Source organism: Bacillus sp. Root131, from assembly GCF_001429475.1.
GTDB lineage: Bacteria > Bacillota > Bacilli > Bacillales > Bacillaceae_G > Bacillus_A > Bacillus_A thuringiensis_S.
This window is the reverse complement of the sequence record NZ_LMJQ01000023.1, coordinates 31,744-46,143: the sequence shown is the minus strand read 5'-3', so window position 1 is coordinate 46,143 and position 14,400 is coordinate 31,744. Positions and strand designations below refer to the sequence as shown.

Here is a 14,400-nt window from a genome sequence, read left to right as displayed (position 1 = left end):
TGGTTTCATTTTAATACATTTCTTCTAGTTTTGTTACATCTGAATAATATTGATATTTACCGTCTCTTTTATGCATCTTTCTGTCTAGCTTCTGTAATGCTAAACATATTTCGTTTGATGTATACACAGTGTACTCAAACTCTTTTGCTTTTGCTAGTTCTGTAATTAAACTCTTACCAAACGTTTTTACTTCGTCTACTACCCCTTGATGTACTACGTTTAAGAAGATAACTTTATTGAATGCTACAACTAAGTTACTTAACTCATCAAACTTACCTTCTTCTACTTTTTCTTCTGCTAACTCTTTTACTAAATCTTTTAATTCTTCAATACGTTTACACATGATTGTTGCATCTTCTTTTTCTAGATGGTCTTTTACACGGAACCAAGCATTATCGTTTAAAAGGAAAGACAAGTAATCTTCCTTATTTTTATAATCCAATACTACTTGTGACAATGAGACTCCATTTTCAATTAAAGTTTTGGCAAAATCCAATGGATAGAATTCATCTTTTAAAAAGTCTTGAAAATCATCTTCTCCTAACTCTTTGATTTGCTCCATAGTTAAGGTAACGTCATTAAATTCTCCTGTAACAATATCTTTCGTTTTGTACTTTTCGTTTCCTACATACCAATAGGCTTTACCTTCAATAATACCTACTAGTTTAATACCTGTATATGTACTTTCTAATTTACGTTTTTCGTTATATAATTTATGAGCTAGTTCTACAAACTTATTCATTTTAACCTCTCCCATTCTTAACTTTAACTTACTTATATTATAACATAAAACTCAACTTTTGTCAAATAAGTTTATATTAAAATAAAATCTACCCCTAATATGAAAAGAAGACTAACCCAGTTAAGAGTTAGTCTTCTTCATAATACTGAACACCTTTATAGTTTTCATACTTACTATCTTCTATACCTCGTTGTTCATCTACTTTCTTTAGGTATAAACAAATACTGTTTGTTAGTTCTATAGATTTAATAAATTCATTTTCTTTCTCTAATTCTCGTAATACCTGTTTTGCATAATCTAATACGTCTTGAACTAAAACATCCGATACATGTTTACTTAACTCTCCGATTAGATTTAAGTTACATTGTACAATTTCGACTGCTTCTAAGTAATTATTTTGGTTTAACTCTTTATCTGCTTCTACCTCTAGTGCAAATACCAATTGTTTTAAATGGTTTTCTACATTTTTAAGATGTATTGGGTTCAAGCAAATATCAAGTAATAACCTTGTAACTTTTTCTGTTTGCATATACTTACCCGTTGCTACTAGATTTTCAAACATAAGATGGTTACAGACAGAGTAGATATCAGTTTCTATTAATCGTTGTACAAAGTCATACGCTTTAAAATTGTCTACTAGTATCTTTTCCCTTCTATTTTGAGATAATACAAATAACTCATATTTTAATTTGTCTGTAGGTATTTCTATATTTGTTTTAGAGTCAATAGCAACTATAACCCCTTCTGCTGTCTCCCAATAGGACTTTTCTTTTGTTGCTACCACTAATTGAATATATGGGTATTTCTTTTCTAGTTCCTTCTTTGTCTCAAAGAGTTTCTTTAGTACAATGTTTTCTATAGACATACAATTACCTCTTTCTTAACTAAATGGTTTATGATTAATAATTTTAAAACTAGAATCCAATATAGAAAGAACCTCTTCCTCATCTTTGCAGAATTCATAGTATTTAATGGTTTCTTCTTCTAATTTACTTTTGTATTTATTAAACAGTTTATTTATATCTAAACCATTGTTTATTTGCATTTCTAGTACAATTCTAAAATGGTGGTTGAATAATGGATTAATTCTTAGTTTTTGAGTACCTTCTAAAGTCTTAGAAAAAGACTCATAATACCCTTCTATATCAACTAATGGTTCTAATCCTTTTGATATGTCTACATGACTTATATGTTCCCTATCAAAGAATAGTACACGGTATCCTGTTCCAGTGTATAAGCAATCTTGATTGTCTTCTAAAATACTCTCTAATGTTTCAGTTCTAATAGCTGAAGTTAGAATTAAGTCTCTTAGAAACTCATTGTAGTCTATTTCTTCATTCATTACTACCCCTCCTATGAGGATAAAAGACTAACCTTTTAATGAGTTAGTCTTCTTTATTATTCTTCTTCACCAATTTGTAGTTCTACTACTCCGTCTTTTACGCCTTTCTTATATACAGTAGTTACCTTGTTCATAGCACCTTGTTCATATAAGAAAATTTCAACTTTTGTAATGTTTGAGTAAGTAGCAATGATGTTACATGCTTCCTCTTCTGCTTGCTTTTGATTCTCTACTGTCTTAAAACTACCAAATATCGGTCTTTCATCTTCATACTTAACAAATGCGTATAACATAGATTATTCTCCTTATTTTAAGTATAAAACCCACTCGTTAAAGTAGGTCTTATATAATTATTTATTTTGTGATATAACAATAGTCTACAATCCAACGCTTACCTTCTTCGGGTAATCTACTTTTATAAATGTCAAGTCTAACACCGTTATCTGTACCGTCTAAACAGTTACCAAACAGTGAGTTACTGATTGAATCGGGTTTAAAATAATGATTATCACGGTCAATCTCATAACTTCTTTGTTTCTCTGTAAATTCTTTAGAGAAACTTTCAGGTTTAAAGACTACAACTGCTTTCTCCCATGTTTCGTTGTCTTGTAAATCGTTTAATGTTAATTTTTCAGCCACTTTAATCTCTCCCTTTTACTTATCTTAACTATACTTCTATTATAACACAAAAACCTACTTTTGTCAAGTAGGTTTAAATAGTGTATTTATATAGTTTAATACTTTATTTTAATCATTTAGAAGGTAGCTAACTGTTTCTCGATTATCCATACACCGTTTACTAGCATACCTAGTACACTACTCCATGCATATGTGTTTACATTAATTTCTCCATCTTCGTCTAGATAACCTACCATAATTAAATCAGACTCACCACGAGTTATCACATTGAAAGACTTGTTTTTCTTAGCGTTAACTATCTTGTAACGACTGTAAGTTCCAATCTTTTGTGCATTATCTTCTGTTTTTCCTTCTACTTCGATTGACCAGTAATCAGAATCCAAGTTTAGTACAATTTCATTCCAACCTACTACACTTTCTTTTCCGTTTCTGTATACCTTTACTAGTTCCATACTTGATTTTGTAATGATACTAAATATTTCATCCGTTTGACCATCTTTTAATTGATACGCTGTATATTCTTTTAACATTTTACTGCCCCTTTCTTATTCCTCATCCATTCTCTCGTCTATGTGCCAACTGTTCCACTCGTTATCGTTTACATCATAACCATGTAATTTTACTAAGTCTAATCCTTTATAAATATCAGTTGTCCAAGCATAATGTGAGTTGTAATCCTTAAACTCATAGTGACCTGCGCTAATATACTTTGCATTTCGTCTACCTAATTTTTCTAATAGTTCTTGTAACGTATTCCCACTTGCGATAATACCATCATCCATCTGACAAGCAAACCATTTCCGTTTCTTCCGTTCTTCTAGTTTTTCTTGACTGATTTGTTTATTCGTCATAACTTGCTAACTCCTCTTTAATATTCCAGTTACCTTTCTGAATTTCTTCTGTTGCTTTATCCCAACTGAATACTTTCATTTGTGGTAGCGTGTCTGCTTTGGAATCAAAACATAGGAAAACAGATTCGTTTACATTTGTTGTTTTCAAAACACAAACCTTATTTCTTTTCGTTCTGTCTTCCATAACATATCGTTTCTTAGCTTTTAATTGAAACATAGAAACTACCCCTAACTTGATTATAAATTGTACTCTAACTCTTCCTTAACTTCCCAGTCTCCAATTGATACCTTTGCTTCTACCTTCGACCAACTCATCATATCTATTTGTGGTAGCTTGTCTGCTTTAGAATCAAACCCTAAGAAAGCTGGCTCTTGTTTTGTAAATGTTTTAATAACAATCTCTTTATTAAAATCTGTTTTATCCTCTACTAAGTAACGTTTTCTTTCTTCTAACGTAAACATTATTATACCCCTTCCTATTCTAAAAGAAAAGACTGTAGCATTACACTATCAGCCTTTCTTACCTTCCTCGTTTGATTGAGGATTATTTTCTTTTTGTGGATGCTGTTTATCAGTAGGTTTTACGCCACCATTCTTCTCATTCTCAGCACCTTTTAATAAATTATACCATTGAGAAGGATGTTTTCTTTCAAATGATTTACCCCAAATTAGGTAGCGGTCTTTTAAACTCTTCGTATAGAACCAATCTTGCATCTTCTTCGTCTCATGACCTTTGAAGGTTGACTTCTCTAAGAAGTTATACATACTACCTGTACGAGATACTAAGTTTTCATTTGCATCTGATAATGTAAACTCTGAATTTAATTCGATTTCTTTATCAGTTAAGTTTTCAACTATATATTCAACTGTCATTAAGCTTAACTCAGACTTAGAATCAAATCCACGGTTACGCTCATCAAATGAAACTGCGTAATCAATCGCTTTTTGTTCAGTCTTATACCCCAACAAAGTGACTCTGACATCGTAGTAATTACCGTCTGTACCCTTCATCTTTGTTACGATTGGTGTACCTAAACCTAAGGGACGTTTGAAAGTACCATCACCAACTTGCGGTTTTACGACTACTTTCTTTCCATTTACTTCGTACTCATTTTGTAAGTAATATGAACCAACCCATGTGTACGGGATTGTACTTTCTGGTTTCATGGCAACTTCTAGTTCTTTTATAGGCTCTTTTTGTGCTTGTTTTCCTGCATCGTCTAGTTTATTCCATTCTTCCCACTTTGGATTCGGTTCTGTTTTCTTTTTCACATGCGTTTTTAATGGCTCATTATCCTTTAAAACTGCTAACTGATTTTTAATTGAGTTTACAATGTTTAAATCGGGATTTTTAACGCCTACACCATTAATTTTATAAGTTTTGTCTGCCTTTTTATCAGCTTTATCTTTTGAACCTTCATCTTTGTTTCCATCTTTCTCAGTTCCGTTCGATGAAGTACCTGCTTCGTCAAGAACTTCTCCATCTTTGTCACTTGAACTATCAGATAAGTTATCCGAACTAGAAGACTCGTTATGAGAACTTTGAGAATCGTTTGTTGAAGTATCATTTCCGTTCTTTGAAGAATCATCTTTACCTTTCTTACTATCAGCATAGTCACGATTTTTCTCAGAATTAGCTATGATTGTATTCAACTCGTCTAACTTCTTCTCTTCTTCCTTCAATTGTGCATCTAAGTTCTTTACCTTTTCTCCCCATGCTACCCATTTCGGGTTTTCTTCTAATGTTCCGATATCACCTGTAGCAATACCCCCAAACACATCAAGTGCTTTGTGGAACTCTTTAGATGAAAACAACATCTTATCAATTGCTTTGTCGTCTTCTAACATGAGAACTCCGTCTTTTGTACCTAACTTAACTGGTACTTTAGACGTTTCAACTGGAAGTTTCTTAATCTTTGTAATGTACTCAGAGAATAAATCAATCAGTTTATCTTTGAACATGTAATCTTCTTTCTTAATACCTTTTTGATTATACATGTCTTGGATTTTCTTGAAGTCGTAATCCTCCATGTTCATTGCAACTTTACTCCAGTTAATATGTTCAACTGAAAGAGTAGTAGCTTGAGGTGTTTCATTACCATTCAGTTTAAATGATACTGTCCCTACTACCTTTTTAAAGAAGTCTTCTCGTACTTTAATCTTGTTAAAGTATTCCCACTCTTGTCCTAAAAAGCTATCTGTCATATATTGTGGAAACGCTGTTACATTACCACTCTTTAGTATACCATTAATTTCTCTTAGTTCATCAGGTGTGGATACTTGTTTGACTTCTTGTTTTGTACTGTTTTTGTACACTGCGGTTGCGGTAACTCCACCCAATAATAAAACTACCCCAACTCCAATCGAAACAAACAACTTCGACTTACTACTCTTCGGTTCTGGAGTTTGATTGAAATTACCAAAGTTCCCACCGATTTGTAAACCATCGTTATTTTTCTTATTCTTAGTTATTGGCGTTACTTTCGGGTCTTTATTACCACCCCATGTACCTTGGTTTTGGTTGTTTGAGGTGTTTTTATCCTCGTTAGAACCACCCCAACCGCTACCCCATTTGCTTTCAGCCATTCTGTCTTACACCACCTTTATGTTTACAATTCGATACCTAATCCCTCAATAGCGCTCATTGCGTCTCCAACACCTGCTAAGACGTCTTCATCTACTGGGTCTGCTTCTTTCTTCGGTTCTTCAACAATTGTTTCTTCGATAATTGGTTCTTCAATTACCTCTTCTCGAATAATCGGTTCTTCTATAACCTCATCTTCCGTTTCATCCGGCATTTTGATTACGTCTGCTGAAACTACTTCGGATTTTTCAAACGTTTTATTCTCTTCGTGTAAACTATTGTGTGAAGGGTTAGTTACTTCAATTTTTACTTCTGAATTTCCTGTACCATTTCCGTTAGCTATATTCTGCATCATAGTCATCAACTGGTCGATTTGGTTTTGCATATCAGCTAATTGACTATTTTGTTTAGGTGTTTCAACGATAGGCTCTACTGTTACAGCATGTTCTTGATACTCAGGATTATCCATAATTTGTTGCGATTTTTCGAAATTTGTTTTGAATTCCCTAAATTGTGTAGCTGATAACTGGTCTTCAAACTCTTCCATGTTACCTTCATTCATACCTTTTGCACTATCTAGGAATGCATTGAAGACTGCTAAATTCTGTTTCAATGCAAGAATCTTTTCGTCTGACTCTGTAACTACCCCGTTATTTTCTAATTGTATTTCACCATTTAACCAACGTTCTACCATTTCAGGGTTTTCAGCGAATTTATCTAGAAAATTAGAGAGTACAGTACGTAGTCTCTTTTGTTCTTTCAATCTTTCAGAGTATTGATATGTTCGCTCATTTGTAAAATGTAAACTTACTTGCTGTCTAAATACGTTTGCCATCTACACTCACCACCGTTCTGTTATTCCTATATTTGCTCTATCTTTCGTACCATGTTTTGCTAATACTGTATAGAAGTCTAATGCTTTTAAATGCATCAAAGCTGAACGTTGGTCGTAAGATGAGTCACCTAGAACACCTAGTATGTCTACCTTACCTTGAACCGCTTTAAGTACGTTTATTACCCCTTCTTCTGTGATAGAGCCTAAATTGATTATAACTTGCTGTTCACGACTTACGTCTGCTAATACTCTATCCCAATCTATTCTTTTGAATAGGTTCTCAGGCTTAGGATGAATTAAATACGAAATAATTTCTAATCCTTTACCGCCTGTTTTCTGTGTGAAGCAATTCCCATATGGTTTACCTTCTAATAACCATTTTGTAGGTGTTGTACCACCTTTTATCTTAAACTCGTCTTTATAAATATAATCAATGTATGAGTTATTTGTTAAATCAAGGACTAACTTATCACCCTTAATTGTTTTGATATATTTATACGTGTCTATTACTGTTAAATTACTTAACGGTACAATGAAAGTAACGTTTGGATACTTTCTTCTTAATGGTTTAATTTCTTGATGGTATACCGTGATAGGTTCAGTTTTCGGTTCTTCTTTCGCTTCCTCTAACTGCTCTTTCATTCTCTGTAACAGATTTTTATTATCTGCTGATATTTTCTTATTTGTTTCAATCAGATTCTCATTCTCTTCTAAGATACTTTCATTCTTATTGTGAAGATTACGGTTCTCTGATTGTAATGTGCTTACTAAACTTTGACTGCTATCGTATTCAATCTCAGTTAAAGTTAGCTTCTTACTTACCTGTTCTAACTCTTTTTCTAACTCTTTATTCTTATCAACTAGTTTTAAGTTTGAATCACTTAGTCTGTTTATTTCAGCATTTAAGTTCTCTATCTCTTGATTTAATGTATCTACCATCGTGTTTAGAGACTGAATTTTAACATCTAACTTTGCGATATCTTCTTTTTTCACTGATAATCTAGAGTCTAGCATTCTCTTTTCACTTTCAAGACCTACAATTGATTGGTTTAACTCAGTAATCCGTTCTTCTAACGTTGACTTTTCTTTCTTAACATTTAAGAACTCTTCAAAGGCTACCGAGTCACCTAACTTATCTTTTAAGTCTTGTAATTGCTTTCTCAACTCAACGTTTAAACGCTCCATACCTTCTGTACGTTTCTCTAACATTTTATATTTTTCATCTGTATGCTTTGGTAAGTCTATAATAGGTTCTGTCATTATCTTTTCCATTACCCCTACTGGACTTCCTACTGGAACTGGTGTTTCTACTACAGGAATATGATGTACATTATCTTTCTTATCGAATTCTTCAAATAAGTCTCCCCAACCACCATCTTCTTCCTCTTTATGGTTTGGTGTAACTTCTTCTTCGTCTTCGATAATCTCATCTTGAATCTCTACTTCATCCTCTTCCTCTACAGATAAAGATGGGGTAGTTTTAGACTCTACCCCAAACTTCTCTGCAAATATGGATTCTACTTCATTGTACATTGTTAGTCTGTCGTCTTCAAGGAGAGCATTGTAGTTGATGTAGTCTTTCTCAGTTAAGAATACTACCACAACTGTTGAGTCTTTTAATTGACGTTTAAGAGAGGTTCTTGTTACCTTATCTCCTAAATTCTTCGTTATTAAGTTCTTAGGACTATTGTTTACTAACTCTTCTATATGGCGGTTTTGCTCAGTTGTCAAACCGCCATACAATACAATCAGTTCCATATGTTTTCACCTACTTTTTAGGCTTGGACTTGCTTTGCTTGTTCTTGCTGTGCTAGGTATTGTTTGATTTCTAATAAATCTGTTACTGTACCTGCACCTGATATGTTTAACTCACGAGAACTTACGAAATCTGCATCTGCTACGTTTTCGAATGCTACTGAATTTGGTTTTGTAATGATATCACTGATGTCTACTAAACCAACTTGTGGAGCGAATCGCTTAATGCTGTCTAATAGATAATCGCTGATTGGTTTTACTTTATCGTTTTCAGAAGGAATGCTACCCCCACCTACGACTAAGATGTATTCGATAGAGTTTGCTTCGATACCTGATGATTCTAGATAGTCTTTAACCTCTTTAGAGATTTTTGCGGCTACTGAACGTTTTGCACCGATTAATTCGTCTGTTACATCATGTTCTTTAAGACCTTGTTTTACTTTACCAGTTATTACACCTTGTTCAAACACTTGTGCGCTTAGACGTATTTCTAAGTTTGTTTGTACAGTTGTACGTAAAGTTTGTGTAATATTGTTACCACCTAAATCAATTGTGTATTTAGAACGTTCAATTGCTTTACCTTGGTCAATTACGATTAAGTCTGTTGTACCTGCACCGATGTCTAATACCATTACTTTAGCTTTTTGCATAAAGATTTTGTTCGGACGAGGTTGACGTCTAGTCTTAGATAGTAATACCCCTGTATAAGCCATCATACCTTCGGCACGGATTGTTACTTTTGTGATGTTAATACGTGCGTCTGCTTTAGGTAGTTCAAACTTAACTGGAATTTGACCTACTAGTGTTTCTTGTAATACAAGTCCACCTGCTTTTTCTTGTGAAGGTGGTAGTAAGATTGTAAGTTCCCATGCAACCTCATTGATTAACTGCTGAACACTAAAGTTCTTACCTTTCTTACCAAAGTAGTCTTTCATCCAAATAGCTGACTGTTTGATAGCTGTAATGATAGTTAGAACTGTGTAACTAGAGTCATATTTCTTTGTCATTGCCGTTGGTTTATCTTGTGTGTCTGAAAACTCATTTGAACACATTAAACCATTTACATATGTGTCTCTATTTACAACACCATTTCCGATTTTGAAATCATCGTCTAATGTGAATACTGTTGAGTTCTCTTCTGTATAATCATCTGACTCAGGGATTCCGCCTACCCCTTCAAAGATTGGGCTAAAGTAGTTGCTTAAATAGAAGTTATGCTCGATACGTGTTTTGTTTATAATTTCACCAACTCGAAGTACCCCTCGTGTCTCACTGTTTCCTAAATCTAAAATCAATTGCGCTTTTTCCATTTGTGTTTCCTCCTAAGATTTAAAAGATTGCTAGATTATACGATTACTAGTTTTCTTACTAATAACAGTCTAGTTTTGAGTTATCCCAGTTTAGTCTCTTAAACTAAAATTATCCTATACCTATAAGATTTAGTCTTTATACCACAATTCGTTCTAAATAGAGTGAGACAAATCCTTTTGACATTGAAGGTAAGATAAACCCATTTCTTACGTTTACTTCCTTATCAAAACATTTAACCTGTAAACCATCTACCTTATACTCTTGGTAAGGGTCTCTGAAATCTACTGTAAAGAACTTTAAACCAGTGTATCTGATATAGTGTTTGTACATCGGACGTAAAAACTGATTTGTATATGCTAAATCTTTTAACAGTTCTCTCGCTTTTGCAAGGTTTCGAACGGTATGAATTTGATAAGTTGACTCACTCTTTTCGTTCTCTACCCCTACTCTTTTATCCATACTAAACCATACTTCTTGGTCTAATGAAAAGTTCTTTAAACCAAACGCTCCTTTATGTCCTAAGGCAATAAAACCATATTCTTTAAAGATAGCTTGGTAGTCTATCGTGTTATAATAGCCACGAACACTACCCCGTTCGAACTGATTGTTGTAGGAACACGTAATTACTACAGTTTTACCTTTTACTAACAATCGGTTTGCTAATAAACCAATGAAGTTAGATGCTTCAAAGTAATCAGACTCTAGTTTATACACATTTACAAGAAGTAAGTTTTGTAACTCTATCATTGTAGTTCTACTCTTTAATTCCTCTAGTATAAGTTTTTGTTGCTCTTTCACATCTGTATACAAAAGAGTTTCACCTTTAAACCATCTAATTGCTTCATACCCCATGTTTAAACGAAGCATTGCATTAATGAATGGTGTAAGATAAAAGTCTATGTATGCCCTATCTAGAGTTGGTTCACCTATTTCATACGTATTAAACCCTATAGCGTCTGTAAGATGACTAAGCAATCTAGTTTCTGCAATGTTTGTTTCGTATGTTGTTACTAAGATATTGTAAGCTAACTCGTTTTCAATTTCCCTAGAGTCAGACAACAAGGTGATACCGTGCCATGCTATATGCTCATCTGTTTGATAATTTGGGTTTAGTTGGTTAAAGACATCTAGTGCTACCCCACAACCACTCATAAATCTATAATCAGGGTCTTCAAACTCATATTGATTGTTTAATACGACTCCTTCTGCCCCTGTTTCTTCATTGTAGTAATACAGTAACCCTTGTTCTACTAAAGACTTCTCTTCGTCTGATAGATATTTGAAATTATTATTCTCCAAATCAGGTCTACCTTCTATCTCATGGTGGTCTAAAGATATAACTGTAACACCACCATCTACAAGTTCTTTCAGTCTTTCCCAAGAAACCCCACTGTCTACGTTTAATATGACTTGGTCTTTATAATCCTTTGCATCTATTAAGATACCATGCGCCCTGTTTGGATTTATATAAACTTTATGCTTCTTCCCATATAAGTCTAAGAACTCAGAAGAAGCTTCACCTGCAAAAACTCCGTCAGGGTCAGGGTCATAATAGTCTGTAAACGGTTTATGCCAATGCCTATCTAACATACCTGCAACAATAGATACTCCTTGAACCATTTTATCACCGCCTTTCAATTTAATTAGTTAGTTAATCTAACCAAGACAGAGTCTAGTTCACTAGACACCGTATTCGTTATACTACAACTGATAACTTTTCTGTATCTTCTTTTGTTTCTATTAGTTCTTGCTGAATTTCTTCTTCCTCAATATACTCTTTCAGTCTAATTTCAATATTTTCATGGTTTGACTTCTTTAAAATCCCTTGTAATGCAATTACTTGTTCTAACTTTAAATTTTCAAAGGGAGTTTTTACTTTCTTACCTTTAAACTTTGAAACCAGTTTACCTTTGAATCTCTTCTTGTTTATGCCTGTATTAGACAAATCCCTCACACCTTTTGACAGTTTATCGGCTTCTTCATTCTCGTCTCTACTTATCCAAACTAAGTCAGATTCAAAGTGTTGTAACTTTTGATGTATTCTTTCTACAAGAGGGTTTAATACCGTACCATTATTCTTAAACTTCTCACGCTTGTTTATTTTCTCTACTACACCCTGATTGTCTGAATGAATAAGTACACGTTTCATTTTTCTTTCTCTAATTACAAACAATAATTCGTCTATTGCTATTAATTCAGCGTGTGCTACACTTATGGCAGGTTTGTTTGGTCTTTTCGTTTTATTGTATATTGTTTGACCAAACTCGTCTTGAATTAAAATTCCAACTTGACTTGATTGTTCTAACTCATTGTAACTTGCGTCACAATAACAAAGATATTTTGACATATACACCACCCTTTCAGTTTAATAATATAACCAAGAAAGTACCTAGAACAAACTAGAATTTATGCTAGATACTTTATTTGTTTTACTATTTTTGTATAACTCTACATAACTAATGAAGTTAGTGCTGTAAATAATAAGTCTACCCCTATTAAGGACACTACAAACCACTTTCGATGATTGTTATAAACCCATATAGTTAAAAGTCTCAATTGTATTATACCTTGAATCATACTATACATCATTGGTATCATAATAAAGAATGACAAGATAAACATTATAACTACAGTTGTAACAGAAGTGAGTTCTACTGCATACTCTACTTCTTGTAAAGATTGAGTAGGTGTTTGTGCTTCATACCCTCCGTTTATAAATACAACTATAAACATAGTAATGAATTCAACTACCCCTATAAGGATTAGCATTTTATGTAATTTCTCTTTTAGTTTAAAATTCTTTACCGTAGTTTTCATATCACCTTTGTTTATAAACTTCCTATAGATAAACATTACAATTAATAACATTACAAATCTATATAGGAGTCTATACACATAATCTAACTTTGATGTATATTGAAACATGTATATTCCGAAACAGAATAACATAATACCATATAGGGTTTCTTTATCTGTTAACTTTTCTTTTAAGAATCCCACTGTTTTGTCCATAAGATACCCCTTATTTCTTAATTGCTTTTGAGATAAAGTCTAATGCACCTACGACTGTACTTGCCTTATCTAGTGTTTTATCACTAAAAATCTCAATCTTTTCTTCCTCTTCTCGTTTTGATTTCTCTTTCATTTCTTCCAACATTTTCTGTGTTAAAAACACTGGCTGACTCATAACTACCCCTCCTTAGATTAGATACACTCAACAATAAGTTCAGACTATCTAAACTCATTGTTCAATGTAGAAAAGAACTACAGGTTACCTAACGGTTGGTTGGTGTTAAATAACCTATATTCTTTTTATTTGTTGTTTACTATAAGTTGTTTCTTGCTTATCCATGACATAATGTTGTTTATAGTGTAGGATTACCGGTTGGTTGGTGGTAATCCCACTTTGACATAATACTAATGATTTTAAAATTAACACGATACTGACTTGATTTAATTGTTTGGTATATACATTTCACAAGTTTTTCCGTTTAATTTCTATACTGCTTGTAATTTACGTAATTCATACTTCTCTTCCAATTTTGTTTCATACATTGATACTAAGTCCTCTATAGACTTTATTGAGTTATCAAATGCTAATTCTACGTCATTTAAACGCATTTTGAATTGATATCCTCTACTACCTAAGTTTCTTACAATTTGCATTGTATTTTCAAATACTTCTGTTAACTCTAATGAGACTGGTTTAATCTCTACTATAGTTTGTCCAAAATTATTATACTTCTTTCCTACTACTGCCATAATTACCCCTACTTTCTTACATTGACTAGCTTTCGCTAGTTCCACTTCTAATACGTTTAGGTTAAATACCTTTCTTCATATTAGCTTGCTTACTTGTTAAGTTCTCATCCAAGTTTCTTACTCTTGCTTGTGTTACGAGTACCCTATCACTAGGTGCGGCTAACTGCCACCTACGATATGCGGTAGTATTTGTTTGCCTATTAATCATGAAGTAACTACCAGCTTGTGGGTCTCCATCTAATTCTTCACAAATTCTATCAAAGGCTTGTTGCAACGTAACTTTGTTTTCTTGCTTTTTCTTCCGTCTCCTAAAGAAACCAAACACTTGATTCCCTCACTTTCGTACTTTTACTCGTTCGGATGACAACCCCATCATACAAACATAAGGATTAAAAAGTTTCCCTGTATCTGCTTCTAAAAACTATGAATTATATTTTCTAATTCTACAGATACTCACTTTTTAACCGTGTTCCTTTTATTTTCTATCACATCACCTTCTTTTCTCTTAGTTTATAAAACCAATGTAATAGTTAAAGGTAGGCTTTGTTTAACTACTACAGTTGTTTTATAAAATAGTTT

At 33.1% G+C, this 14,400-nt stretch carries 19 protein-coding genes; all 19 read right to left on the bottom strand.

The window, feature by feature from the left end; all coding sequences use genetic code 11:
* Positions 1-10: 10 nt before the first annotated feature.
* Positions 11-742, bottom strand: coding sequence for a hypothetical protein (locus tag ASE54_RS24730; protein WP_001032262.1), 732 nt, complete (start codon positions 740-742; stop codon positions 11-13).
* 127 nt (positions 743-869) lie between these two features.
* Positions 870-1,607, bottom strand: a complete 738-nt coding sequence (locus ASE54_RS24725) for a hypothetical protein (RefSeq protein ID WP_000021261.1) — start codon at positions 1,605-1,607, stop codon at positions 870-872.
* Between the two features lie 15 nt (positions 1,608-1,622).
* Complete coding sequence (locus ASE54_RS24720; protein WP_001001339.1) at positions 1,623-2,084, bottom strand: hypothetical protein; 462 nt, start codon at positions 2,082-2,084, stop codon at positions 1,623-1,625.
* Positions 2,085-2,140: 56 nt separating this feature from the next.
* Positions 2,141-2,377, bottom strand: a complete 237-nt coding sequence (locus ASE54_RS24715) for a hypothetical protein (RefSeq protein WP_000964908.1) — start codon at positions 2,375-2,377, stop codon at positions 2,141-2,143.
* Between the two features lie 61 nt (positions 2,378-2,438).
* A complete protein-coding gene (locus tag ASE54_RS24710; protein WP_000818543.1) occupies positions 2,439-2,723 on the bottom strand; it encodes a hypothetical protein in 285 nt (94 codons plus the stop codon).
* Positions 2,724-2,839: 116 nt separating this feature from the next.
* On the bottom strand, positions 2,840-3,253 hold the full coding sequence (locus tag ASE54_RS24705; RefSeq protein ID WP_000910989.1) for a hypothetical protein: 414 nt from the start codon (positions 3,251-3,253) through the stop codon (positions 2,840-2,842).
* A gap of 15 nt (positions 3,254-3,268) precedes the next feature.
* On the bottom strand, positions 3,269-3,574 hold the full coding sequence (locus tag ASE54_RS24700; RefSeq protein ID WP_000182633.1) for a DUF5678 domain-containing protein: 306 nt from the start codon (positions 3,572-3,574) through the stop codon (positions 3,269-3,271).
* Complete coding sequence (locus ASE54_RS24695; RefSeq protein ID WP_000487124.1) at positions 3,564-3,791, bottom strand: hypothetical protein; 228 nt, start codon at positions 3,789-3,791, stop codon at positions 3,564-3,566. Before ASE54_RS24695 ends, ASE54_RS24700 begins: the two co-directional genes overlap by 11 nt.
* 20 nt (positions 3,792-3,811) lie before the next feature.
* The gene (locus ASE54_RS24690) at positions 3,812-4,036 is read right to left on the bottom strand and encodes a hypothetical protein (RefSeq protein ID WP_000494514.1); all 225 of its coding nucleotides are present in this window, start codon (positions 4,034-4,036) and stop codon (positions 3,812-3,814) included.
* A 48-nt stretch (positions 4,037-4,084) separates the two neighbouring features.
* Entirely contained in the window at positions 4,085-6,160 is a 2,076-nt protein-coding gene (locus ASE54_RS24685) for a hypothetical protein (RefSeq protein ID WP_000841051.1), read from the bottom strand.
* A 23-nt stretch (positions 6,161-6,183) separates the two neighbouring features.
* Entirely contained in the window at positions 6,184-6,993 is an 810-nt protein-coding gene (locus ASE54_RS24680; protein ID WP_000024401.1) for a hypothetical protein, read from the bottom strand.
* A 6-nt stretch (positions 6,994-6,999) separates the two neighbouring features.
* Positions 7,000-8,751: a hypothetical protein gene (locus ASE54_RS24675; RefSeq protein WP_000420482.1), complete on the bottom strand. Its 1,752-nt coding sequence runs from the start codon at positions 8,749-8,751 to the stop codon at positions 7,000-7,002.
* A gap of 17 nt (positions 8,752-8,768) precedes the next feature.
* On the bottom strand, positions 8,769-10,058 hold the full coding sequence (locus ASE54_RS24670) for a ParM/StbA family protein (RefSeq protein WP_000409536.1): 1,290 nt from the start codon (positions 10,056-10,058) through the stop codon (positions 8,769-8,771).
* Positions 10,059-10,194: 136 nt separating this feature from the next.
* Positions 10,195-11,679: a hypothetical protein gene (locus ASE54_RS37255; RefSeq protein ID WP_000249823.1), complete on the bottom strand. Its 1,485-nt coding sequence runs from the start codon at positions 11,677-11,679 to the stop codon at positions 10,195-10,197.
* Positions 11,680-11,755: 76 nt separating this feature from the next.
* On the bottom strand, positions 11,756-12,406 hold the full coding sequence (locus ASE54_RS24660; RefSeq protein ID WP_000049759.1) for a reverse transcriptase-like protein: 651 nt from the start codon (positions 12,404-12,406) through the stop codon (positions 11,756-11,758).
* 101 nt (positions 12,407-12,507) lie between these two features.
* The gene (locus ASE54_RS24655) at positions 12,508-13,071 is read right to left on the bottom strand and encodes a hypothetical protein (RefSeq protein ID WP_000361931.1); all 564 of its coding nucleotides are present in this window, start codon (positions 13,069-13,071) and stop codon (positions 12,508-12,510) included.
* Between the two features lie 10 nt (positions 13,072-13,081).
* Positions 13,082-13,246, bottom strand: a complete 165-nt coding sequence (locus tag ASE54_RS35930) for a hypothetical protein (protein WP_000082306.1) — start codon at positions 13,244-13,246, stop codon at positions 13,082-13,084.
* Between the two features lie 311 nt (positions 13,247-13,557).
* The gene (locus ASE54_RS24650) at positions 13,558-13,821 is read right to left on the bottom strand and encodes a hypothetical protein (RefSeq protein ID WP_000301811.1); all 264 of its coding nucleotides are present in this window, start codon (positions 13,819-13,821) and stop codon (positions 13,558-13,560) included.
* A gap of 61 nt (positions 13,822-13,882) precedes the next feature.
* On the bottom strand, positions 13,883-14,146 hold the full coding sequence (locus ASE54_RS24645) for a hypothetical protein (protein WP_000466731.1): 264 nt from the start codon (positions 14,144-14,146) through the stop codon (positions 13,883-13,885).
* Positions 14,147-14,400: the final 254 nt, after the last annotated feature.